A 24123-nucleotide genomic window follows, 5' to 3' on the forward strand; every position below is an offset into this window, starting at 1 on the left:
CATGTCCACAACCATGTCCCGCCGTGGCTTCCTCGGACTCGCGCTGGCCGGTGCCACCGTCGCCGGCCTCGCCGCCTGCGGGGGCGAGGGTGGCGGCGCGGCAGGCGTCAAGAAGGGCGGCGCCGAGCTGTCGAAGAAGCTCGCGCTGCCGACCTACACCGCCGCGAAGATCCCCACGCCGGACCTGCCGATCGACGCGGGCCAGGACCCCGCCTACCTGAAGTACCCCACGGAGCTGGTCAAGTCCGTCGCCGCCCCGCCCGGCGACGGCAAGAAGATCACCTCGCTCACCCAGACCTGGGACGTGGCGCCGCCCGCACCGGGCCAGAGCGCCTACCTCCAGGAGCTCAACAAGGCGCTGGGCGCCGAGTGGGACATGAACATCGTGGTCGGCGACGGCTACCCCGACAAGTTCAACGCCATCATCGCCAGCGACGACCTGCCCGACCTGGTGTGGTTCCCGCCGAACCAGGGCCTGCAGCGGGTGCCCGAGCTGCTGGCCGCCAAGTTCCACGACCTGACGTCGTACCTGAGCGGCGACGCCATCAAGAAGTACCCGAACCTGGCCAACCTCGGCGACGTGGCGTGGAAGTCGGCCGTCACCGACGGCAAGCTGTACGGCGTGGCCGTCTCGTACAGCAAGTTCGGCCAGGTCTTCCTGGTCAACCAGGACTACTGGCAGCCGGTCGGCGGCGCCACCTTCACCAGCGCCGACGACTTCCTCGAGAAGACCAAGCAGCTGCTCGACGTCAAGAAGAACAAGTATCCGCTCGAGCCGTCCTACTACAACCACGTCCACATGTTCAGCCACTGGTACGGCGCGCCGAACACGTGGAAGCTGGAGGGCGGCAAGCTGACCCACCAGTTCGAGACGCAGGAGTACCTCGCCGCGCTGGAGCTGGCGGTGAAGTGCTTCCAGGCCAACCTGTTCTGGCCCGACCCCGCCCTGGCCACCATCAAGGACAAGGTCGCCAACGGCCAGATCGGCGCCTACGTCGAGTCCTTCCCCGGCTTCCTCAACGACGCCAAGACCCAGAAGTACAACCTCGGCGCCATCGTGCCGTTCGCCGCGACCCCGTCCTCCAAGCCCGTCTACAACGCGGGCCTCGGCTCGGTCGGCTTCACCGCCATCAGCAACAAGGTCGACAAGGCGCGCATCGAGACGCTGCTCGGCGTGCTCAACTACCTGGCCGCGCCGTTCGGCACCGAGGAGTACCAGCTCGTCAACTTCGGCGTCGAGGGCACCCACTTCACCAAGAAGGACGGCGACCTCAGCTTCACCGACAAGGGCAAGGCCGAGGTGCCCACCACCGTGCAGCCGCTGCAGTTCGTGATCGGCTCGCCGTCCGCGCTGTTCCTGCCCGGCCAGCCGGAGCGGACCAAGCTCATCCACGACTTCGAGACCAAGGTCGCGCCCATGCTCCAGCCGCGCGTCACGACGGGCCACTTCTCCGACACCTACACGCAGAAGAACGGCGAACTGAGCACGATGGCGTCAGACGCGATCGTCGACTTCGTCACCGGCCGCAAGCCGCTGTCGGAGTGGCAGGGCTTCGTCAAGAAGTGGATGGACAAGGGCGGCGCCGCGATGAAGGCCGAGTACGAGGCCTCCATCGCCAAGGGCTGAGCCCCGCCGTACGTCAAGGAAAGGACAGAAGTGGAAGACCTGCGCATCGGAGTCATCGGCCTCGGGCTGCGAACCAGCCTGGCGCTGTCGGCGCACCGCCCGGGCAAGGGGTCGGTCGTGGCCGCGCTGTGCGACTCCGACCCGGCTGTGCTCAAGCGGCAGGCGGGGCGGTTCGAGGCGGACATCCTCACCGAGGACTACCGCGAGCTGCTCGACAGGAAGGACCTCGACGCCGTCATCGTGATGACGCCCGACGACACCCACGAGCGCATCGCGGTGGACGCGCTCGAGGCGGGCAAGGCCGTCTACCTGGAGAAGCCGCTGCACATCACGGTCGAGGGCTGCGACAACATCCTGCGCGCCGCGCGGCGGACGGGGACCAGGCTGTACGTGGGGCACAACATGCGCCACATGGGCGTGGTCAGGCTGATGCGCGACATCATCCAGAAGGGGATCATCGGCGAGCCGAAGACCATCTGGGTGCGGCACTTCGTGTCCTACGGCGGTGACTATTACTTCAAGGACTGGCACGCCGACCGCTCCCGCACGACCGGCCTGCTGCTGCAGAAGGCCGCGCACGACCTGGACGTCATCCACTGGCTCGCCGGTGGCTACACCACCAGGGTCAACGCCTTCGGCGACCTGATGCTGTACGGCGACCTGCCGCGGCGCGCGCCCGACACCCCTCGGCCGGACGGCTGGCTGAAGGAGTTCGAGTGGCCGCCCACCCAGCGCAGGAACCTCCACCACGTCATCGACGTGGAGGACGTGTCGGTCATGAACATGCGGCTGGACAACGGCATCATCGCCGCCTACCAGCAGTGCCACTTCAGCCCCGACTACGTGCGCAACTACACCGTCATCGGGACCGAGGGCCGGTTGGAGAACTTCGGCGACGGCCCCGGCGACACGGTGAAGGTGTGGAACACCGGGCCGACGTCCTACCGCGACGACTGCGACATCGCCTACCGGGTGCCGGAGGCGAAGGGCTCGCACGGTGGCGCGGACACCGAGATCATCGGCGAGTTCAACAGGTTCGTGCGGGAGGGCGGCGTCACCGACACCTCGCCGGTGGCGGCCCGCATGAGCGTCGCGGCGGGCTACATGGCCACGATGTCGCTGCGCGACGGCGGCACGCCGTACGACGTGCCGGCGCTCGATCCTGAGCTGATCGCCTACTTCGACCGCGGCCAGGCCTGACCGACCCGCCGCGTGGAGCGGCCCGGCCGTCTTCATGACGGCCGGGCGACCGCCTGCTCGCGCCTGCGACTCGGAGCGGCTGCGGCGGGCACCCCGCGCCGCGCCCTTACACTTATCCATGAAACTAACATTCATGTTAGTAACATTGATGAGAGTATGCGATGGTGGAATTCATCGGTCGGACGCAGGAACTGGCTCTCTTGCGTCGTCACCTTGATCGAGTCCAGGTGGGTGGGTCACATCCCGGACAATGCCTGATCATGCGTGGCAGGCGCCGCGTAGGTAAGTCACGCCTGGTTGAGCAGTTCGCACGGACCGCAGGTGTGCCGGTCCTCTACTTCACCGCCAGCGGCGTCCCTGTAGATCAGGAACTGGACCAGTTCCGCCGTGACGTGACCGCTTCTACGCTGCCGGGACGCGACCTGGTCGCCAAGACGCCGCTGGCCACGTGGGACGGCGCGTTTCATCTGCTGAGCCAGATACTGCCCGACGACACGGCCACCATGGTGGTGATTGACGAGCTTCCCTACCTCGCACAGGCCGATCCCGGGTTCGAGGGGACGCTCCAGCGAGCGTGGGACCGCTATTTCGAGTGCAAGCCTGTCCTGCTGATCCTCATCGGTTCTGATCTGTCAGTGATGGAAGCGCTCACCACCTACGGTCGTCCGTTCTACCAGCGAGGCAGGGAGATGAAGGTCGGCCCTCTTACTCCACAGGAGGTAGGGCGGATGGTCGGCCTTCCGGCGGCCCAGGCATTCGACGCCTGGCTGGTGACCGGCGGCCTTCCGCTGATCTGCGCCGCCTGGCTGCCCGGGGAGGACCTGTGGACGTTCGTCGAGCGTGAATTGCGCGATCCCACCTCGCCCTTGCTCGTGTCTGCCGAACGCTCTTTGGCAGCGGAGTTCCCCAGGCAGGCCATTGCCAAGGACGTCCTCGGAGTCATCGGGGCAGGCGAAAGGAGCTTCACCAACATTTCGCGCGCGTCGGGCGGTCTTTCGGCCGCCACGGCGACCCGTTCTCTTGATCTCCTCACGCGAAAGCGCGTGATCGTGGCGGAGCTTCCGCTCAGCCTGCGCCCTTCCAGAGAGAAGAGGTACCGGGTTACCGACCCCTATCTGCGCTTCTGGGCGCGCTTTCTGGAACCTGCTCTACCCCTGCTGGAACGCGACAGGTCAGATGTAGTGGTCCGCCGCATCAGGGACGGCTGGACCTCGTGGCGCGGGCGAGCCGTGGAGCCGGTCGTACGTGAGGCGCTGGCAAGGTTGCTGCCTGATGACCGGTTTCCGCACGTCGCGGAGGTGGGCGCGTACTGGACTCGCACGAACGATGTGGAGGTCGATCTGGTGGGCGCGGACCGGGGGCCGATCGCCAAGCGGCTGTCGTTCGTCGGGTCCATCAAATGGCTCGAAGATCGACCCTTCGACAACCATGACCTTGTCGCGCTCGCACGCGCTCAGGGAGCCATCGCAGGAGCCGATGTTCTGCCGATGGTCGCGGCGTCCAGGGCGGGGGTGACCGCAGGAGGGTTGGCGGCGCAGTACGGGCCTGACGATCTCATCCAGGCGTGGGGCTGAGCGTCGGCATGACGGCTCGCGCGACGGGGGGCCACGATCGGCCCCTCGTCGCGTCACGCCTGCTGGCGGTCCTTCTCCAGGTCGGGGAAGGGGCTGGGCTCGGGGATGCTGGGGGGTAGCTGGCGCGGCCCCGAGGTGTGCTCGGCCTCGCGGGCGTCGGCGACGGCCTCCGCGGCCGCCTCGGACGCACGGGCGATCTCCTCCTCGGCCTCGGAGGTGTCAGGAGAGATCTCCTGGGTGGCCGCCGACCGCGGCAGCGCCTCGGTGAACGCCTTGGAGACGCCCTGCAGGGCCGAGGTGACCTCGCTGGGGATGACCCAGAAGGTGTTGCCCTGCCCCTGGGCGAGCTGCGGCAGCACCTGGAGGTACTGGTAGGCGAGCAGCTTGGGGTCGGGGTCGTTGCGGTGGACGGCCTGGAAGACCTGGTCGATGGCGCGTGATTGGCCTTCGGCCTTGAGGATGGCGGCGGTGCGCTCACCTTCGGCGCGCAGGATCGCGCCCTGCTTGTCGCCCTCGGCGGTGAGGATCTGCGACTGGCGCTGACCCTCGGCGCTCAGGATGGCGGCGCGCTTGTCCCGCTCGGCGCGCATCTGCTTCTCCATCGCGTCCTTGATCGTCTTGGGCGGGTCGATGGCCTTGATCTCGACGCGGTTGACGCGCAGCCCCCACTTGCCGGTGGCCTCGTCCAGGACGCCGCGCAGCTGGCTGTTGATGGTGTCGCGGGAGGTGAGCGTCTTCTCCAGGTCCATGGAGCCCACGACGTTGCGCAGTGTGGTCACCGTGAGCTGCTCGACCGCCTGGATGTAGTTGGCGATCTCGTAGGCGGCCGCCCGCGGATCGGTGACCTGGAAGTAGAGGACGGTGTCGATCTCGACCACCAGGTTGTCCTCGGTGATGACCGGCTGCGGCCGGAACGAGACGACCTGCTCCCGCAGGTCGATCATGGGATAGACGCGGTCGACGTAGGGGATCACGAAGTTCAGGCCCGGCTTCAGGGTGCGGTGATAGCGACCCAGTCGCTCGACGTTGCGCGCGCGTGCCTGGGGCACGATGCGTACGGCACGCAGCACGGTGAACACCACGAACAGCGCGACGACCAGACCCGCGATGAGTAGCGCCATATGATCACTCCCGAGGGTAGACGAGGGCGGTGGCCCCTTCGATCTCGATGACGTCGACGGTCGCTCCGGCGGGGATCACCACCGTGTCGTCGTAGGCCCGCGCGGTCCACTCCTCGCCGCCGATGCGGACCAGCCCGGAGTGGGCGCTCACCTCGCTGACGACGAGCGCGGGCTTGCCGACGAGCGCTTCGACGCCGAAGCGTTGCCGCGGGGGTTGCCGGATGCTGCGCATGGCCAGCGGCCTGATGACCAGCAGGCCCGCGGCCGACGCGGCGGTGAACACCAGGAGTTGCAGCGGGATGGGCAGTCCGATGGCCGCCGTCAACGACGTCAGCAGAGCGGCGGCGGCGAGCAGGCCGAGAGCGGCGGTGAGAGAGAAGATCTCGGCGAGGCCGAGCACGACGGCGAGGATTATCCAGATGACCCAATCATCCATACTCCGGCCCTCCTGGAAGGAGAACGGGCCCGTGTCCCAAAGGGGTTCCGTCTCTACGGTAATCCTTTGATTACCGGCATGGCAGCTTTCGGCGGTCCGGTTACGCGGACATGTCGTGACGGGGTCAGCGGAGAGCGGTGGGCGATCCGGGTCTGCCAAGGGCGCTGCCCTCGGCCCACGCCTCCCACGGCAGCTGCCAGTAGCCCCAGCCGTTGTACCACTCCAGCTCCCGCGACGTGCCGGTGATCGTGACCGGGTCGCCGCGCAGCGACGTCTCGTAGAACCAGGCCGCCTGGTCGGGCCGGGCGTTGACGCATCCGTGGCTGACGTTGCGCCGCCCCTGCGCCCAGACGTTGTTCTTGGCGTGGACGTACTCGCCGCTGTTGGAGATCCGCACAGCGTGGTCGATCAGCAGGTCGTAGAAGCCGTCATCGCCCTTCTTCCTGCCGGGCGAGACCATCCTGACCGGGTCGCCCTTCTCCATGGTCAGGTGGATGCCGCTGGTCGTGGTGTACTCCCGGGTGGTGCCCATGCCGGCGCTGATCGCCATCCGCTGCACGACCTGGCCGTCGCGCCGGACGACCATCTGGTGGGTGACGGTGTCGACGGTGCTGGTCTGCTTGCGGCCGACGGCGAAGGTGAGCGCGTGGTCGGCGCTGCCGTACACGCCGGGGGCGGATCTGACGCCCGCGAGGTGGGCGATGACCGCGACCCGCTGCCGGGCCGGCCAGTAGTGCCGGGTGCGGTAGACGGCCTGGGTGTCGCTGACCCACCGCCAGGCGCCCTGGACCGGCTTGGTGGAACGCACCTCCAGGGCACGCTCGACGGCGGCCTTGGCGCGGACGGGGCTGTCGAAGGTGACGATGATCGGCGTGCCGACGCCGACGGTCTCGCCGGGCAGCGGCGACACCGAGGCCACCTTGACCGTGTGCTCGGCGGGGCGGGTGCGGAAGCGGCCCACGGTCAGCGCGGGCGGGCCGTCCGGGCCTGCCGCCCTGACCGTCACGACGTGCTCCACGCCGGGCGGGAGGGTCCAGGTCGAGCGCCACACCGTGCCCGTCGCGTCCAGTCTGCCGGGGACGGCCGTGCCGCCCGCGCGCACCTCGACCTTGCTCAGCTTGCCGCCCCTGACCTTGATGACCAGGCCCTTGTCGGGCCTGGCGCGGTTGTCGCCGAGGGCGGGCGAGACGGTGACCACCGGTGCGGCGGGCTGCGGCAGGCGCGCCGTCACCGGGCTGCAGCCGCAGACGAGCGACAGCAGCACGGTGAGCCGCAGGAGGGCGCTGCGCATCTCACTCCTTCACTCCGGGGGAAGCCTCCAGAGTTTAGCGAGGAGTGAGCGGTCAGGCACTCCGGGTGACGGTTCCCGACACTTCCCCCAAACTGATGTCGCCCGCCGTGGCGCGGATCGTGACGGTGTCGCCGTCCTCCAGGAAGGTCCGGACCTGCCCGTCGCCCAGCTTGAGCGGCTCCGCGCCGTTCCAGGTGAGCTCGATGAACGAGCCCCGCGTGTCCGGGCTCTCGCCGGAGACCGTGCCGCTGGCGAACAGGTCGCCGGTCCTCAGGCTCGCGCCGTTCACCGTCATGTGCGCCAGCATCTGGTCGGGGGTCCAGTACATGTTCCGGTACGGCGGCCGCGAGACGATCTCGCCGTTCAGCTCGACCTCCATCGCGATGTCCAGCCCCCAGTCGCCCTCGCGCTCCAGGTACGGCAGCGGCGCCGGATCCTGCGCGCGGCCCGCGAGCCTGGGCAGCGCCTCCAGCGGCGTCACCCACGCCGAGACCGAGGTGGCGAACGACTTGCCGAGGAAGGGCCCGAGCGGCACGTACTCCCAGGCCTGGATGTCGCGCGCGCTCCAGTCGTTGACCAGCGTCACCCCGAAGACGCGCTCCTCGAAGGAGGAACCCTCGGGCGAGCCCACGACGAAGCCGAGCTCCGCCTCGATGTCCAGCTTCGCGGTCGGCCCGAACCTGCCGGCCCCGAGCTGCCCGCGCGGGCGGGTGACCGGGGTGCCCGACACGACCACGGTGCCGGCCCGGCCGTGGTAGCCGACCGGCAGGTGCCGCCAGTTCGGCTTCAGCGGCTCCTCGTCGGGGCGGAACATCCGGCCCAGGTTCGACGCGTGCTCGATCGAGCAGTAGAAGTCGACGTAGTCGGCGACCTCGAAAGGCAGGTGGAGCGTCACCTGGTCGAGCGGCACCAGGTGCGGTCCGGTGATCGACCGGTCCGTCGACAGCTTCTCGACGATCAGGGCGCGCGTGTCACGCCAGGCCCGGTGGCCGCGGGCCATGAAGGCGTTCAGCGAGCCGGTGGCGAACACCTCGTCGTGCAGGGCGGCGGCCAGGTCGAGGACGGCGTCGCCGTACCGCACACCGACGCGGGGCGCCTGGCCCGCACGCGAGAAGACCCCGTAGGGCAGGTTGTCGAGTCCCCAGCTCATCAGCCGTCCAATCCGAGAGTCTTCAGGTCTTCCACGGGCGCCGCCGTGCTGCACGAACCGTAGCTGACCAGGATCCGCCTGGCCTGCCGGGCCACGTCCTCCGGTACGGCCTGCGCCTGCCGGACGAGGTCGCCCACGTCGGTGGAGCCGAGCACCCGGAACGGGTCGCGCTTCTCGACGGCCGCGCAGACGGCGAGGACGAGGTTGAGGAAGCCGTGCCGGTCGACGCCGAGCGAGGGGTCGAAGTGGCGCACGGCGTGGTGAAGCCCGGCGGTGGCCTTGAACGGCTGGTCGTGCTCGGCGCAGTAGCTGATGAACTCGGACAGCTCGCCGACCGACGGGAAGGCGTCGGCGGTCATGCCGCCGCAGCGGACCTTGAGCCCGACCCCGTGCGGCACGGGGGAGATGTGCCTCGGGTGCGTCTCGACGAACAACCTGACGTGCTCGGGGACCTGGAGCACCGCGGTGCTCTCGACGAAGTCCACGGGCAGGTCGGAGAAGTCGGGCACGGTCTCGGTGTCGACGATCAGGCCGACCAGCTGCGGCTGCTGTTCCTGCCGGCGCAGGCCGTCGATCCGGCTGGTCGGGCAGAGGAAGCGGTGGGTCAGCACGGGGTTGCCCGACTCCAGGTCGCGCTGGTGGCGGGCGACCGCCTCGTCCATGTGCAGCGACGTCGGCGGGAACAGGCCCGCGTCGTCGACCAGCGCGGAGAACAGCGCCGTCCGGACCCGCGGCGTGCCGGGATCGACGGCGCTCATCGGGCCCACGTCCACGCGTAGGCGGGATCCTCACACGCCAGGGCGCCCTCGCCGAGGTCCAGCGGGCGGAAGGTGTCGACCATGACGGCCATCTCGTTGGTATGGGTGGCGCCCGCGGCGATCACCGCCTCGACCGCGCCGGGCTGCGGGCCGTGGGTGAAGCCGGCGGGGTGCAGCGAGATCGAGCCGACGTCGATGCCGGAGCCGGCCCGCGCGGAGTAGTCGCCGCCCACGTAGAACATGAACTCGTCGGAGTCGACGTTGTGGTGGTTGTAGGGGATCGGCACCGCCTCGGGGTGGAAGTCGAGCGGCCGCGGCATGAACGAGCAGACCACGAATCCCGGCCCCTCGAAGGTCTGGTGGACCGGCGGCGGCGCGTGCGTCTTCTTCACCACGGGCTCGAAGTCGTCGATGTTGAAGGCGTAGGGGTAGAGGTAGCCGTCCCAGCCGACCACGTCGAAGGGGTGGTGGCGGTAGGTCAGCCGGGTGAGCCCGCCGCGCGTGCGCACCAGGACGGGGACCTCCTCGCCCTCCTCCAGCAGCGGCTCCTGCGGCGTCCTGAGGTCGCGCTCGCAGTAGGGGGCGTGCTCGAGGAACTGGCCGTACTGCGACAGGTAGCGACGGGGCGGCCTGATGTGCCCGGACGCCTCGATGACCAGCGCGTTGACCCGGCCCGACGGGACCCAGCGGTGGATCGTGCCGGTCGGGATCACCACGTAGTCGCCCTCGCCCGCCTCGATGGCGCCGTAGGTCGACTCGAAGCGGACGGTGCCCTGCTGGATGTAGACGCACTCGTCGCCCTTGGAGTTGCGGTAGAGCTCGCTGGGCTGGTCCGTCGTGACGTACGACAATCGGACGTCGTTGTTGGCCGACAGCAGCATCCGCCCGCTGACCAGGTCGCCCGCGCTCGTCAGGTCCTGGGTGCGGAAGTGCCGCGGCGACAGCGGCAGGTTGGGCGAGGTGGCCAGTGGCAGCGGCGACTCGACCGCCTCCGCCTTGATGATGGCGGTCGGCAGGTAGCGGTGGTACAGCAGTGACGAGTCGGACGAGAAGCCTTCCTCGCCCATCAACTCCTCCGCGTACAGCCCGCCGTCCGGGCGCTTGAACTGCACATGGCGCTTGCGCGGGACCTCGCCCACCTGGCGGTAGTACGGCATCGCAACTCCGTCCGTTTATCGGACAATAGTGTCCTCTATCCGTATTCACGGTCCTTTATCAGGGCGAAGATGTCAACCGAGCGCGACGGTGAGCTCCTTCGCGGCCTCGACGACCCGGGGTCCGACCCGCTCGTCCAGCGGACCGAACGTCACCACGCCCACCGACGCCTCCAGCCACGGCAGCCCGGTGACCGGAGCGGCCACGCCGCGCGCGCCCTCCTGCAACTGCCCTTCCGTGACGAGATACCCGGCCTCGCCCGAACGCATCGCCAGGATCGCCTGCCCCGCGGCGCCCCTGGAGAGCGGATGCCGCGCGCCCTCCCGGTAGGCGACGTGCATGTTGGTCCACGAGGGCTCCACCACGGCGACGGCGAGACCGTCGTCACCCTCCGCCACCGTGAGGTGGGCCGTCGCGCCGACCTCCTCGGCCAGCCTGCGCAGCGTCGGCAGCGCCGCCGCCCTCAGCAGCGGCTGCACGGCCTGCGCCAGCACCAGCACGCCGTAGCCGAGATGCGCCCTTCCCTCGCGGTCGCGCCGGACGAAGCCCTCGTTCTGCAGCGACGTCAGCAACCGGTAGACCACCGGACGGCTCAGCGAGAGCTGGGCCGCGAGCTCGGTCGGCGTGCGCCCGCCGTGGCCGTCGGCGAGCAGTCTGAGCAGGTGGAGCCCGCGTTCAAGCGTCTGGGCGGATTCAGCCATGTCCTGATTATGTCCGCGTGTGCGGAGTGTGACGCCGACCGGCGAAAGGGTAGGTAATGCGTCATGCAGTTGAAATGGCTGGCGCTCGCGGCCATCGCGGCCGTGTTCGCGGCCATTCCTCTCCTTCCCTCCGTGAGCACGCAACCCGTCTCCATGGTCCGCGACACCCCCGTGATGCAGAACCACACCCGTCCCCAGCTGCTCGTCGAGAACATCTTCCACGTCACCGAGGGAGTCGAGGTCGACGAGCGGGTCCTGACCGTCGACAGCGGCTACTACTTCCAGCGCAAAGAGGTCGCGCCCGGCGTCGGGATCTCCGAGATCGGCTTCCTGTACGGCACGCCGAACCGGGCCGGCACCTACACCTCCACCCTCAAAATCTGCAAGGGCGACACCTGCACCCGCGAGCCGATCACGCTCGTCGTGCACACGAGGGTGTCGTGGTCGCCCACCCAGCTCACCTTCCCCGGCCGGGTGCACGTGATGATGGACAGCGAGATCGAGATCGAGGGCGCCCCGCGCGGCGTGCTGCCCACCTTCACCGTCATCGACCCCCGCCAGCTCCCGCCGGGCGTCACCATCGGGCCGGACGGGCACGTGGGCGGCGTACCGGAGAAGCCCGGCGTCTACACCGTCCCCGTCCAGGTCTGCGTGGCGAGCGACTGTTCGGGCATCGTCGTCCGGATCATCATCGCCTAGCCCGGCGGGTTGTCACGCCGGTAACAAGACCGGTCGCGGAATGTGCAGGCCTTTGGCAAGAATCGCAGGGCTTTCTGCCGTAATTTGCTAGGTCCCTGTCAGCGGCGAGGGGACTTTCGGCATGGACGTTCTGATCGGCCGGGTCGCCCGGTGGGCGCGGGAGATCCCCGACGCTCCGGCCTACACCTTCGTCGACCACCTCGGCGACGGGCGCGCCCGCACGCTCACCTGGCGGCAGGCCGACCGCAAGGCGCGGGCGCTGGCCGTACGGCTGCGCGAGGTCTGCGCACCCGGCGACAGGGCGGCCGTTCTCGCGCCGCAGAGCCTGGAATACGTGGTGGCCATGCTCGGCGCGATGTACGCCCGGGTGGTGGCCGTGCCGCTGTTCTCGCCCGACCTGCCCGGCCACGCCGAGCGGCTGGCCCTCGCCTACGCCGACGCCGACCCCGTGGTCGTGCTCACCACCAGCGCCACACCGGCCGACCGGCTGCCCCCCGCCAAGGCCGTCATCGCCGTCGACACGGTCTCCGACCTGCTCGCCGACGAGTGGGAGGACGAGCCGATCGGCCCCGGCGACCTCGCCTACCTGCAGTACACCTCCGGCTCGACCAGGACCCCCGCGGGAGTGGAGATCTCCCACGGCAACCTCGGCGCCAACGCCGCCCAGCTGTGGGAGGCCTTCGGCGCCAGGCCCCGCACCTCGGTCGCCGCGCTGTGGCTGCCGCTCTTCCACGACATGGGACTGATCGCGATCATCGCCTGCCCGATCGTCGGCGGGAACCAGGCGGTGTTCATGGACCCCGTGGCGTTCGTCATGAAGCCGACGCGGTGGATGCGTCTGCTGTCCGGCCACGCCGACGTCTACACCGGCGGGCCGAACTTCGCCTACGAGTACACCGCCGCCAGGGCGAGCGACCCCGCCGACCTCGACGGGCTCGACCTGTCGGGGGTGCGGGTCATGCTCAACGGGGCCGAGCCGGTGCGACCCGCCACCGTCTCCCGCTTCACCTCCGTCTTCGCGCCGTACGGCCTGCGGCCCGAAGCCCACACCCCCGGGTACGGCCTGGCCGAGGCGACGGTCTTCGTCACGGCGGGCTCCATCGACGCGCCGCCGCTGGTCACCGACTTCGACAGGGACGCCCTGGCGGAGGGGCGGGCCGTGCCGTACGACGGTGAGGGGAGTGTGGGGGTCGCCAGCACGCTGGTCTCCTGCGGAAAGCCGACCGGGCAGCGGGTGCGGATCGACTCCCCAGGTGACGGGCACGTGGGGGAGATCCTGGTGCAGGGGCCGAACGTGGCCCGCGCCTACTGGCGCGACCCCGAGCGCACCGCCGAGGTCTTCGCGGACGGCTGGCTGCGCACCGGCGACCTCGGCGTGATCCACGAGGGCGAGCTCTACGTCACCGGCCGCGTCAAGGACCTGGTGATCGTGGACGGGCGCAACCACTACCCGCAGGACATCGAGGCGACCGCGCAGGACGCCTCCGACGGCGTGCGCAAGGGACACGTGGCCGCGTTCGCGGTGCCGGGCGCCGAGACCGAACGGCTCGTCGTCGTGGCCGAGCGGTCGCGGGCGGGCCGCACAGACGAGAGCGTCGTCCGCGAGGTCCGCGCCGCCATCTCCCGCGGCCACGAGGTCGCGGCCGAGGTCGTGCTGGTCGCGGCGGGCGCGGTGCCGCGCACCTCCAGCGGGAAGATCGCCCGGCGGGCCTGCCGGCAGGCCTACCTGGAGGGCGCGCTTGTTTGAGTCGCTCGGCCGGTTGGTCTACCGCGGCCGCTGGACGCTCCTCGTCCTGAGCGTGGCCGTCGCGGTCCTCGTCGCGCCCTTCGGCCTGGAACTGTTCGGGCGGATGGCCGACGGCGGGTTCGAGGACCCCGCGGCCGAGTCGACCACGTCGGCGACCTGGAACGACGAGTGGTACAGCGGGAACTCGCCCGACGTGGTGGTGCTCTACACCCACCCCACGGTCCCGGCCCGCGACCGGAGGTACAGGAAGGCCGTCCACGACTCGCTGCGCCGCCTGCCGGCCACCTACGTCCGGCGGATGACGACGTACTGGACCTCCCGCTCCGCCACGATGATCTCGCGGGACGGCCGCTCCACCTACGCGCTGATCACGCTCAAGGGCGACAAGCAGCGCGCCTACACCGCCGTCGAGCAGCGGCTGCGCACCGTCGAAGGGCTGTCCGTCAAGATCGGCGGCGCGGTGCCGCTGCTCGACGACCTCAACGCCCAGACGGGCGCCGACCTGGCCAGGGCCGAGGCGATCTCGATGCCCGTGCTGCTGGTGCTGCTCGTGCTGGTCTTCGGCAGCCTGGTCGCCGCCGGGCTGCCGCTGCTCGTCGGGCTGCTGTCGGTGCTCGGCGCGCTGGTGCTGCTGCGGCTGCTCACCGAGGTCACCGACGTGTCGGTGTTCTCGCTGAACGTCGTCACCATGCTCGGGCTGGGCCTGGCGATCGACTACTCCCTGTTCGTGCTCAGCGCCTTCCGCGAGGAGATCAGGCGCGGGACGTCCACCGAGGCGGCCGTGGTGGCGACGATGGCCACGGCCGGCAGGACCGTGGCCTTCTCGGGGCTCACCGTGGCGACCGCGCTGCTCGGGCTGCTGCTGTTCCCCCAGATGTTCCTGCGCTCCATCGGGCTCGGCGCCGCCGCCGTCGTGCTCGTCGCGATGGTCGCCGCGCTCGTCGTCCTGCCCGCCGTTCTCGGGATCCTCGGGCGGAAGGTCGACGCGCTCCGCATCACCCCCTCCTTCGGCGGGCCGCGGAACGGCGGGGCCTGGCATGCCGTCGCCTCCAGCGTGATGCGCACCCCGCTGCTCTACCTCGTCGGCGTCACAGCCGTGCTGATCTCGCTCGCGCTGCCGTTCGTCGACGTGAAGTTCGGCAACGTCGACCACCGGGTGCTGCCGCCGCGGGCCGAGAGCCGCCAGGTCGCCGAGGCCGTCGACACCTCCTTCGCCCGGAACTCCATGGCCGCCGTCGATGTCCACGTGCTCGTCGAGCGCGACTTCCAGGAGGCCGAGCCGCTGCTGCCCGGCCCGCTCGGCCAGGGCCACACCGTGGTCAGCCCGCTCACACCCGTGCTGCCCTCGGACGTCAAACCCTTCACCGACCGCCTGCGCCGCCTGCCCGGCGTCACCGGCGTCGACGTCACCGGCTTCTCCCCGGACAACGGCGCCGTACGGCTGGCCGTCCGCTACGACGGCGACCCCATGTCCGACTCCGCGCGGTCGCTCGTCACCCTGATCAGATCGATGACGCCCGAGCCGAACATCAGGTCGGTCGTCGTCGGCGGGCCCACCGCCGCGCAGATGGACCTGGTCGACAGTCTCGCCGCGACCCTGCCGTGGATGGCGCTGGTGGTGTGCGGGGCCACCTTCGTCCTGCTGTTCGCGGCGTTCGGCTCGCTGCTGCTGCCGGTGAAGGCCCTGCTGATGAACGTGCTGTCGATCGGCGCGTCCTTCGGGGTCATCGTGTGGGCCTTCCAGTACGGCAACCTGGCCGGACTCCTCGGCTTCACACCCACCGGCACCATCGAGGCGACGGTCACGGTGCTCATCCTGGCGGTGGTGTTCGGGCTGTCGATGGACTACGAGCTGTTCCTGCTGTCCCGGGTGCGGGCCGAGTGGCTGCGGACCGGGGACAACGCGGCGGCGGTCGCGGCCGGGCTGCAGAAGACCGGCGGGATCATCACCAGCGCGGCGCTGCTGCTGCTGGTGGTCATCGGGGCCTTCTCGACCGCCGGGATCACGATCGTGAAGCTGCTCGGAGTGGGGATGTTCGTGGCGATCGTGGTGGACGCCACGCTGGTGCGGGCGCTGCTGGTGCCCGCGACCATGCGGCTGATGGGCGCGGCCAACTGGTGGCTGCCCGGTCCGTTACGCGGGCTCCACCGGCGGATCGAGCTGCGGGAACACTTTCCCGACGAGCCCCCGCCCACCTCCGGCCCCCGCGCCGCCACGGCCGGCGCCACCGCCTCGCGGGCGCTTGCCACCGACCCTCGCGCCGCGGCCTCCCGGGCCCCCGCCGCGGTCCCCGGGTCCCGCCGCTCGCGGGCCGCCGTGCCTCCCGCGCCCACCCCCCGCGCCCTCGCCACCGCCCCTCCGATCCTGGCGGTCTCCCCAACCCCCAGCAGCATCTCCGCAAGCCTCGGCGTCTCCTCAAACCCCACCGTCTCCCCAACCCGTACTTCGCCCCGGCCGGAGGTTTTCCCGGCTCCCGTGCCCCAGGGGGCGGGTGCCGCCCTTCCTGTCCCGCCTGCACCCGGCTCGTCAGGCAGGTCCGGTTCCGGTGTGTCCGGCCGGCCTGGGCCCGACAGCATGCCCGAGGTGCCCAGGGCCGAGGGTGCTTCCGGGCGGAGTGGGGCGGAGGCCGGCGGGCGGAGGAGCCGGCGTGTCGTCCGGCCCAACATCGACGGGCCGGGCTGGCACTGGGCCGACGAGGAGGAGCGCCCGGCCGGTTCTCGCCCCGGCCTTTCGACCAGCCCAGCACCCGGTGCTTCGGCCGGAGCCGTGCCGGGAGGGCCGGTCGGCGCGGCGCCCGATTCGCCGGGGGCAGGGCGGGGTGGTCCGATGCCCGGTTCTTCGGGGTCGACTGGCATGGTGTCCGCGTCTTCCGAGTCGGCGGGTCTGGTGTCCGGTTCTTCGGGTGCCCGGTCGGCTGGTGCGGTGTCCGGGTGTTCGGGTGGGACGGCGATGGGCACGTCGGGTGGCCTGATGTCGGGGGCGCCCGGTGGGCTGGGGGTGGGCACGCTGGGGGGTCTTGTGCCGGGGACGCCGGGTGGCCCGGGGGCCGAGGCTCCGGCGGTGACCGCGCTGGACACGGATCCGGGGCTCGTGCTCGCCCCCGGCCCGCTGTTCGGGACCGACACCGACCCCAGCCCTCGTCCCGCCCCGTTGTTCGGTATCGATACCGACCCCAGCCCTCGTTCCGGCCCGTTGTTCGGTATCGATACCGACCCCAGCCCTCGTCCCGCCGTGCTCCCGGGGGCCGACGCTCTCCAGGGGAAAGGCGTGCGGCGCAAGCGGGGGATCAACCCGTACCCCGGCACCACCGCCCCCCGCAGGCCCCGCCCGCAGCCGGGCCGGCACCCTCGCCAGGACCCTCCGGCGGCTCCTCCTGCGGCCCCTCCTCACGACGGGGCGGCGGAGCCGGACGAGCCGAAGATCCCCGAACCCCGACTGACCTGGGTGAAGGTCGAGCCGCGCACCAGGGTCGTCAGGGCGAGCCCCGACGGTCCCGGCTGGAGCTGGCAGGAGGTGGACGGGTGACTCAGGTCGCGGTCCGCGCCGGCCGGAGCTCCAGGATCTGGCCGCTCTTCCTGGTCGTCGCCCTCGCCGGGTTCGTGACCACGCTGGACAACACGGTCGTCACCGTCGCCCTCCCCACGATCAGGGCGGATCTCGGCGCGGGGCTGGCCGCGCTGGAGTGGGTGGCGACCGGCTACATCATGACTTTCGCAGGACTGATGCTCGCGGGCGGCCGGCTCGCCGACGTGTACGGGCGCAGGAAGGCGCTCGTCGCGGGCCTGGTGACGTTCACCGGGGCGTCGCTCGCGGCGGGCCTCGCCACCACGATCCAGCTGCTGGTCGCCGCCCGGCTGGTCCAGGGCGTGGGCGCGGCGTTGATCCTGCCCGCGACGCTTGCCGTACTCGCGGGGAAGGACGACCGGCAGCGGTCGGCGGGCGTGGCGGTGTGGATGGCGTCGGGCGCGGCGGCCCTGGCGCTCGGGCCGCTGGTGGGCGGCTACCTGAGCCAGCACGCGCACTGGACATGGGTGTTCCTGATCAACGTGCCGATCGGGGCGGCGGTGACCGCGCTGGCCGTCGCGGTCGTCCCCGAGAGCAGGGAGCGGGGCGCGGCGCGGGTGGACCTGCCGGGCGTGGCGGCCTCGGCGGTGGTGCTGTCGTCAGGGACGTTCGCGCTGATCCACGGCGCGGAGTACGGCTGGACGGCGCCGGTGATCGTCGGGGCGGGGCTGGCGTGCGTGGCGGGGGCCGTGGCGTTCGTCGTGGTCGAACGGCGGGCGGCCGAGCCGATGGTGGATCCGGCGCTGTTCGCCGCCCGGTCCTTCACCGGCGGGGTGGTGGCGCAGGTGCTGTGGGGTCTCGGCGTGAACGGCGTCTTCTTCTACACGGCGATCTTCCTGCAGGGGGTGCTGGGGTTCTCGCCGACCGCCTCGGGGGTGGCGTTCGTGCCGCTGGCCGTGCTGGTGGTGGCGGTGACGCCGCTGGTGCCGCTGGTGGAGCGGCGGCTGGGGGCGGGCAGGACGGTGGCCGCGGGGCTGACGCTGGTGGCGGCGGGGATGGCGGCGGTCGCCTTCCTCGGGCCGGGCGACGGGTGGGGCGAGCTGCTGCCCGCGGTGTGCGCGATCGGGATCGGGTCGGCGTTGACGATGCCGCTGGGCTCGGCGGTGCTGGCGGCGGTGCCGGAGGGCAGGGCGGGGGTCGCCGGTGGCGTCTTCACGGTGGGGAGGGAGATCTCGGGGCTGTTCGGGATCGCGGCGATCGGGGTGATCGTGCAGAGCGCGGGGACGTTCGCCGCGGGGTACTCCGCGGGGCTGCTGGTGGCGGCGGGCCTGGTGCTGGCAGGCGCGGTGGTCGGCCTGGCGACGCTGCCGTGACGGGTAAGGCGCGGTGGTCGGCCTGGCGACGCTGCCGTGACGGGCAAGGCACCGTCGGGGCGGGCCTGTCGTCGAGAGGGAGGGTGGGGTTGCCGTGAAGGTCGCGATCCTGGCGTTCGGGTCGAGGGGAGACACCCAGCCGTGCGTCGCGCTCGGCCGGGGGCTGCGCGCCCGCGGCCATGACGTCACCGTCGTCGCCGCCCCGCGTTACGCGCCGCTGATGGACGGCCTCACGCTCGCGCCGCTCAGCGTGGACCCCGCGGCCGTGCTCGACTCGGACGAGGGCCAGGCATGGCTGCGCAGCGGCCCGCTCGGCTTCGTCTCCGGCTTCAAACGGGTCGTCGAGCCGCTCGCCGAGAAGCTCGTCGTCGAGGTGGACGCCGCCGCCCGCGCCGCCGACCTGGTCCTGTCCCCGGCGCTCGGCGGCATGGGCGCCCACCTGTCCGACCGGTACGGCATGCCGTACCGGCTCCTGCACTTCCAGCCCAGCCATCCCACGGCCGCCTTCCCCAACCCGCTCGTCCCGGCGCGCACCCTGGGCGGCTGGGGCAACCGGGCCAGCTACGCCCTGATCGACAGGCTGACCTCGCTGGTCCTCGGCCGCATGGTCAACCGGCTGCGGCGCACGGTGTTCGGGCTCGGGCCGGCGAGACGGGAGCGGGAGGTGCCCGTGCTGTGCGCGGTGAGCCCGCTGGTGGTGCCCCGGCCGCGCGACTGGCCCGCCAGGGTCCACCTCACCGGCTACTGGCGGCTCCCGCCCGGACCCCTTCCCGAGCATGTCGCGGCCTTCGTCGAGGAGGGGCCGAGGCCGGTGTTCGTCGGGTTCGGCAGCATGCGCCCGCCCAAGGGGCTCGCCCCGCTGGTGCAGCGGGCGCTCAGGCTGGCAGGCGTCAGGGCGGTGGTCCAGGGCCTGGGCGTGGCGCGTTCGGCCACGGTTCTGCCGGTCGACGAGGTGGATCACGCCGCGCTCTTCCCGCGCATGGCCGCGGTCGTCCACCACGGCGGGGCGGGCACGACGGCGGCGAGCCTCACGGCGGGCGCGCCCACGGTCGTCTGCCCGTTCTTCGCCGACCAGCACTTCTGGGGGGCGCGCGTCGCCGCGCTGCGGGCGGGTCCCGCGCCGCTGCCGGTCCGGCGCCTCACGGCAGAGGCGCTGGCGGCCAGGGTGCTGCGTGCCGTACCGAATCCTCGACTGGCCGCTCGACTGCGCGTGGAAGACGGGGTGCGGCAAGCGGTAGATCTCTTAGAAGTGTCCAGATAGTGTGCTACTTGCCCACCTTTGATCACCCCCGAAGTAGGCGACATGCGTTTCCGGAAGATCTTCGTCATCGGCCTGGCGCTCTCGCTGCTGGGCATCGGCGTCCCCGCCTGGTCGGACAACGACCCCAGGAGCTGCAACGACCTGATGTCGAGCGACACCCCCGCGTACGTCGTCTGCAGGTGGATGGCGACGCCGGAGGAGGCCGCCGACATCGCCCGGTTCTGGCTGGACAACGACGGCGAGAACATGAGGAACGCCGGGCCGATCGACACCCCGATCATCGACTGCACCGAGGAAGGCAACACCTGCGTCGAGCCGCCGAGCGACAGCACCTCCGGTGACGTGGGCGACCCCGACCCCGCCGGCGAGAACGACGGCGGCGGCACGCCCGAGTGCCAGGGCGGTGCCAAGGACTGTTACGTCGATCCCGCCGAGCTGTCGGCGGCCGAGGTGAAGACCGCCGCCGAGACCGCCGAGGGGCAGGCGGTCAAGACCGCCGCCGAGGCGGGGCTGCGGGTCTGGATCGACACCGACCTGGCCGACGACTGGAAGGCCGGCAAGCTCGCCGAGGCCGTGAAGCGGGTCGGCGCGCTGGCGATGCAGCAGGGCGCCGTGGGCATCAGGTTCTCCTCGCAGCTCGGCTACAACCAGACGTTCGCCGCGGCCGACGAGATCGACAGGTTCGTCACCGAGGCCGCTGCGGCGCTGCGTGACGCCGTGCCCGGCAGGAAGCTCGCCCTGCACACGGTCGTGCCGGTGCTGGGCTGCGGGGCCAACGAGGAGTGCAAGACGGAGCTGGGCAAGAAGTACCCGCTGCTCGACCCCGACCGCGTCGGCGCCTGGCTGTCCAAGGGCCTGGTCGACCAGCTCTCCCTCGACAACGGCCACCTGGCCACCGAGTACGCCACCTGGAAGATCGACGGCCCCACCGCCCAGCGCAACCAGTGGATCCAGGTCAGGGCCCGCGCCTGGGACGCCTACGGCACGATCGGCGCCGAGGACGCGGTCTTCACCGCTCCCGGCTCCTCGAAGCTGACCGCCGAGCAGGCGCTCAAGACGATCACCGAGCGGGTGGCGACGCCGCTGCAGTCCGACGCGGCCGAGACGGTGACGCTCTGGACGCGCTGGCAGGACCCGAAGGGCGCGGTGAACCGGGTGCTCGGCGACAAGCTCGCCGCCAACCCGACCTGGGAGCAGCTGCGCAGGCTGAGCGAGGTCAAGCCGCGCCTGGCCACCCTGTACAACCCGGCGACGCCCGAGGTGGACGTGGCGACGGACCTGAAGAAGTACGCCGAGGTGTTCGGCCAGGTCTACCTGGCCGTCGGCTAAATCATGGAGTCGACTCCAAGTTTGGGGTAGACTCCATCGGCGTGAGCCTGCGCGAACGCAAGAAGCAAGAGACCAAGCGCCACATCTCCGAAGTGGCGCTGCGGCTCTTCGTCGAGCGCGGGTTCGACCATGTCACCGTCACCGAGGTGGCCAGGGCCGCCGACGTGGCGGCCAACACGGTCTACAACTACTTCAAGGTCAAAGAGGACCTGGTCATCCCGCCCGCCTCGCGGGACCGGCTCGCCGCGATCGTGCGCGGGCGGGCGGCGGGGCAGTCGGCCGCCGGCGCCGTGCTGGCCACGCTGCGCGACGAGCTGCGCCGCCGTGATGGGAGCATCGGGCTGACCGAGGGCTTCGGCCGCTTCCTGGAGATGGCGCGAGCCGCCCCGACCCTCACCGCGAGGCTGGTCCAGCTGGCCGAGCAGATGGTCGCCGAGCTCGCCGCCGCCCTGGCGGAGGAGACCGGCGCCGCCCCCGGCGATCCGACGCCGGCGCTCGTGGCCGAGCAGCTCGGCTGGGTGCACGAGCACGTCCTGCGCGAGATCGGCAGGCGGACGGCCGACGGGCAGCCCCCCGCGGCCATCGCCGACGCGCTGCTGGAACGGCTCGACACCATCGAGAGCCTGCTCGGCGACCGGGTCCTCACCTACGCGACGAGGGACACGACATGGACACCTACCGAGTGATCATCCGCGCCAGGTTCGACGGCCTCACCGACGCCCAGCGGGAGACGCTGCGCGAGCAGGCCGACGCCTGCGAGATCGGCTTCCGCGAGGGCGGCTCGCTCGCCTACGACCGGTCCGTCAGCTGGTTCACCTTCCGCTTCCAGACCGAGGCCGAGGACGACACCGAGGCCCAGCTCGCCGCGCTCGACGCCCTCGCCTACCCCTTCAACAAGGAGACCATCGGCGTCACGAACATGACGGAGATCAGTAGCCGCGCCCTGCGGCGCCGTGGCTGAGCAGGTCGAAGGCGAGATCGGCGGCCGCGGCCGCCTCGGGGAAGACCTCGTCGGCCGTACGGCCGGCCGACACGGCCGCCACGTTGTCGTGCGCGAGCACCTGGGTGACGGCGATCACCTGGGCGGCCACCAGGCGCGGCGCGGGCCCGCCCAGCGCGCCGGCCAGCAGGGCGGCGTCGGCGGTGCCGTACTCGACCAGGCGGGCGGCCACGCTCGGCGTGCCGTACACCAGGCGGTAGAAGGCCAGCACCTCGGGCAGGTCGCACAGCCCCGTGACGGGGTCGCGCGCCTCCAGGCCCTGGCGGAAGTGCCGGCGCAGGGCCCGTAGCGGCGACTCCCGCGGGTCGCGGGCGGCCACCACCCTCGCCTGCTCGCCCTGGTGGTCGGCGATGCGGTGCAGGACCAGGTCCTCCTTGACGGGGAAGTACCTGAACAGCGTCGGCTTCGACACCTCCGCCGCCGCCGCGATGTCCGCGACCGCCACCTGGTCGAAACCCTCGGCCAGGAACATCGCGATCGCGGTGTCGGACAGCAGCTGCCGCGTTCGCTCCTTCTTGCGGTCACGCAGGTTCATGGATCAAGTGTCACCGCTGCAGCGTCCAGTTCATGACACCGAGAGGAAGCGGGCCCGGCTGGACGGCGTCGGGCGGCGTGATCGGCGGCAGCGGGTCGTCGTACTCCCACTCGCGCTCGTCCCGCATCGTCGCCGCCGAGGGATCCCCGCCGCCCTTCAGGCCGAGGGCGCGCAGGGCCATCGGGAAGGAGTTCTTGAACTCCCTGTTCCAGTACGGCCAGGTGTGGGTGCCGTTGCCGTACATGTTCATGGTGTGCTTGATGCCGAGCCGGTCCAGCCGCTTGCTCAGCGCCTTCGCGGTGTAGGCGGAGATGGGCTCGCCCAGGTGGGCGGGATGCCACGGCGAGCCGGGCGGGTCCAGCGGGCCCAGGAAGCTGTTGGTGCCGCTGGACATGTAGATCGCGGTGCCCCTGAGGTTCGGCGCGAGCACCAGGGGGTCGTTGGCGGCCCAGACGTCCTTGTTCCCGGCCGGGTCGCCCCACAGCGCGTTCGGGTCGTGACCCTCGCTGAGCTGGGCGTTCTGGATGATCTGCGGGATGCCGGGCAGCTGGGTGGCCATGATGCCGCTGAAGGCGCCGACGAACCCGAACATGCCGGGGTTCTGCGCCGCGTACTTCACCGCTCCGTAGGCGCCCATCGACAGCCCCGCGATCGCCCTGCGGGTGCCGGCGCGGTAGCCGATCTCCAGCAGCCGCCGCACCTCCTGGGTGTGGAAGGTCGCCCAGGCGGGGCTGCCGCCACGGCCGCCGTTGAACCAGTCGGAGTAGTTGCCGGCGCGGCCCGCCTCGGGCATCACGATGATCGCGTCGACGTTCTCGGTGAAGGAGACGACGTCGGTCATCCTGGTCCACGCGGTGTAGTTGTCGGCGCCGCCGTGCAGGAGGTAGAGGACGGGCCAGGTGCGCTTGGCGGACTTCGACCAGCCCCTGGGGAGGAGCAGGCGGACGGGCATCATCCGGCCGATCGACGGCGAGGAGATGAGGATGTCCAGCATCCGCGGGCCGAGCCGGCGTTCCCTCACCACCCTCGCCGGACCTTTCAGCGCCTTCTGCCAGGGGGCGTAGCGGGGGTCTCCGGCGTCGCCCGGCGGAGCCTGCTGTCGCGCCGGCTCCTGCGTGCGTCGCGGCTGCGGGGCCTTGGACGGCGGCCTGCCGTTCGGGTCGCCGGGCAAGGGGTCGCCGGCGGTGCCGTCCTGCGGGGGCATCTCTCCCGGCTGCTCGGCCTGGCCGCTGCCGGGCGGCTGGCCGCCCGGCTCCTCGGGCTCGCTCCGTCCGTCGGCCGTGGCGGGCCTCGCCGGCTCGCCGCGGCGGTCGGCGGCCGGCCGCTCCTGCCCGGTCTGCCCGTCCGGGACCAGCGACCAGTCGGGATCGGCCAGCGCGGGACCGGCCGACGAGCCCACGACCAGCACCGACGCCAGCGCCACGGCCAGCAAGCCCCTGGATCGCACGATGCCCATCACCGTCCTCAGCCCTCCTCGGCCCTCCTCAGCGTGGAGGCGAGGCTAGGCGGTGCCCGCGGGCGGCAGCTATCACCGCAGGCAACGAAAAGGCGCTACGGCTTGCGCTCCGCGGACAATTATCACCCGCGTGACAAAAACGAACTGGAGGAATGTTCCGCTACGGCCTGCTCCTGGATGGTTCGTCTCGGTAAGTTGACCGATC

20 protein-coding genes are annotated in these 24123 nt (G+C 71.1%); 11 read left to right on the plus strand and 9 right to left on the minus strand.

Translation table 11 applies throughout. The annotated features are described in order from the left end of the window. Nucleotide 1: 1 nt before the first annotated feature. The 3 genes from ABZX22_RS28230 (at nt 2) to ABZX22_RS28240 (ending at nt 4401) form a co-directional block, all read left to right on the plus strand. The gene (locus ABZX22_RS28230) at nt 2–1627 is read left to right on the plus strand and encodes a hypothetical protein (RefSeq protein WP_354914356.1); all 1626 of its coding nucleotides are present in this window, start codon (nt 2–4) and stop codon (nt 1625–1627) included. Between the two features lie 30 nt (nt 1628–1657). Continuing rightward, nucleotides 1658–2827, plus strand: coding sequence for a Gfo/Idh/MocA family oxidoreductase (locus tag ABZX22_RS28235; protein WP_354914358.1), 1170 nt, complete (start codon nt 1658–1660; stop codon nt 2825–2827). Between the two features lie 161 nt (nt 2828–2988). Next, nucleotides 2989–4401 carry a DUF234 domain-containing protein gene (locus ABZX22_RS28240; protein ID WP_354914360.1) on the plus strand — a complete coding sequence of 471 codons (1413 nt, stop codon included), beginning with the start codon at nt 2989–2991 and terminating at the stop codon, nt 4399–4401. A 53-nt stretch (nt 4402–4454) separates the two neighbouring features. Here ABZX22_RS28240 and ABZX22_RS28245 read toward each other — a convergent pair whose 3' ends face one another. The 7 genes from ABZX22_RS28245 to ABZX22_RS28275 form a co-directional block, all read right to left on the minus strand. Then, a complete protein-coding gene (locus tag ABZX22_RS28245) occupies nt 4455–5522 on the minus strand; it encodes an SPFH domain-containing protein (RefSeq protein WP_354914362.1) in 1068 nt (355 codons plus the stop codon). Nucleotides 5523–5526: 4 nt separating this feature from the next. Beyond that, nucleotides 5527–5958, minus strand: a complete 432-nt coding sequence (locus ABZX22_RS28250) for an NfeD family protein (protein WP_354914364.1) — start codon at nt 5956–5958, stop codon at nt 5527–5529. 124 nt (nt 5959–6082) lie between these two features. Continuing rightward, the gene (locus tag ABZX22_RS28255) at nt 6083–7249 is read right to left on the minus strand and encodes an Ig-like domain-containing protein (RefSeq protein ID WP_354914366.1); all 1167 of its coding nucleotides are present in this window, start codon (nt 7247–7249) and stop codon (nt 6083–6085) included. A gap of 52 nt (nt 7250–7301) precedes the next feature. Further along, the gene (gene fahA, locus ABZX22_RS28260; protein WP_354914368.1) at nt 7302–8399 is read right to left on the minus strand and encodes a fumarylacetoacetase; all 1098 of its coding nucleotides are present in this window, start codon (nt 8397–8399) and stop codon (nt 7302–7304) included. After that, nucleotides 8399–9157, minus strand: coding sequence for a hypothetical protein (locus ABZX22_RS28265; RefSeq protein WP_354914370.1), 759 nt, complete (start codon nt 9155–9157; stop codon nt 8399–8401). The genes fahA and ABZX22_RS28265 overlap by 1 nt, the downstream gene beginning before the upstream one ends. Continuing rightward, nucleotides 9154–10314: a homogentisate 1,2-dioxygenase gene (locus ABZX22_RS28270; RefSeq protein WP_354914372.1), complete on the minus strand. Its 1161-nt coding sequence runs from the start codon at nt 10312–10314 to the stop codon at nt 9154–9156. The genes ABZX22_RS28265 and ABZX22_RS28270 overlap by 4 nt, the downstream gene beginning before the upstream one ends. 72 nt (nt 10315–10386) lie before the next feature. After that, nucleotides 10387–11013 carry a helix-turn-helix domain-containing protein gene (locus ABZX22_RS28275; protein ID WP_354914374.1) on the minus strand — a complete coding sequence of 209 codons (627 nt, stop codon included), beginning with the start codon at nt 11011–11013 and terminating at the stop codon, nt 10387–10389. A gap of 63 nt (nt 11014–11076) precedes the next feature. Between ABZX22_RS28275 and ABZX22_RS28280 the strand changes: the two genes are divergently transcribed. The 8 genes from ABZX22_RS28280 (at nt 11077) to ABZX22_RS28315 (ending at nt 21888) form a co-directional block, all read left to right on the plus strand. Next, nucleotides 11077–11712, plus strand: coding sequence for a hypothetical protein (locus ABZX22_RS28280; protein ID WP_354914376.1), 636 nt, complete (start codon nt 11077–11079; stop codon nt 11710–11712). A 121-nt stretch (nt 11713–11833) separates the two neighbouring features. After that, the gene (locus ABZX22_RS28285) at nt 11834–13459 is read left to right on the plus strand and encodes a fatty acyl-AMP ligase (protein ID WP_354914378.1); all 1626 of its coding nucleotides are present in this window, start codon (nt 11834–11836) and stop codon (nt 13457–13459) included. Beyond that, nucleotides 13452–16985, plus strand: coding sequence for an MMPL family transporter (locus tag ABZX22_RS28290; protein WP_354914380.1), 3534 nt, complete (start codon nt 13452–13454; stop codon nt 16983–16985). The genes ABZX22_RS28285 and ABZX22_RS28290 overlap by 8 nt, the downstream gene beginning before the upstream one ends. Then, entirely contained in the window at nt 16982–18337 is a 1356-nt protein-coding gene (locus ABZX22_RS28295; protein WP_354914382.1) for an MFS transporter, read from the plus strand. Before ABZX22_RS28290 ends, ABZX22_RS28295 begins: the two co-directional genes overlap by 4 nt. A gap of 94 nt (nt 18338–18431) precedes the next feature. Continuing rightward, nucleotides 18432–19598 (plus strand): glycosyltransferase, encoded by a 1167-nt coding sequence (locus tag ABZX22_RS28300; protein WP_354914384.1) that lies wholly within the window; start codon nt 18432–18434, stop codon nt 19596–19598. A 42-nt stretch (nt 19599–19640) separates the two neighbouring features. Next, nucleotides 19641–20927: a hypothetical protein gene (locus tag ABZX22_RS28305; RefSeq protein WP_354914386.1), complete on the plus strand. Its 1287-nt coding sequence runs from the start codon at nt 19641–19643 to the stop codon at nt 20925–20927. Nucleotides 20928–20968: 41 nt separating this feature from the next. Continuing rightward, nucleotides 20969–21613, plus strand: coding sequence for a TetR/AcrR family transcriptional regulator (locus ABZX22_RS28310; RefSeq protein WP_354914388.1), 645 nt, complete (start codon nt 20969–20971; stop codon nt 21611–21613). Then, a complete protein-coding gene (locus ABZX22_RS28315) occupies nt 21595–21888 on the plus strand; it encodes a DUF6204 family protein (RefSeq protein WP_354914390.1) in 294 nt (97 codons plus the stop codon). The genes ABZX22_RS28310 and ABZX22_RS28315 overlap by 19 nt, the downstream gene beginning before the upstream one ends. Here ABZX22_RS28315 and ABZX22_RS28320 read toward each other — a convergent pair. Both ABZX22_RS28320 and ABZX22_RS28325 read right to left on the minus strand, forming a co-directional pair. After that, entirely contained in the window at nt 21857–22462 is a 606-nt protein-coding gene (locus ABZX22_RS28320; RefSeq protein ID WP_354914392.1) for a TetR family transcriptional regulator, read from the minus strand. The two genes, ABZX22_RS28315 and ABZX22_RS28320, sit on opposite strands and share 32 nt — an antisense overlap. A gap of 10 nt (nt 22463–22472) precedes the next feature. Then, complete coding sequence (locus tag ABZX22_RS28325; RefSeq protein ID WP_354914394.1) at nt 22473–23918, minus strand: alpha/beta hydrolase-fold protein; 1446 nt, start codon at nt 23916–23918, stop codon at nt 22473–22475. Nucleotides 23919–24123 lie beyond the last annotated feature (205 nt).

Source organism: Nonomuraea sp. NPDC003804 (genome assembly GCF_040610675.1).
In the GTDB taxonomy this organism is placed as follows: Bacteria; Actinomycetota; Actinomycetes; order Streptosporangiales; family Streptosporangiaceae; genus Nonomuraea.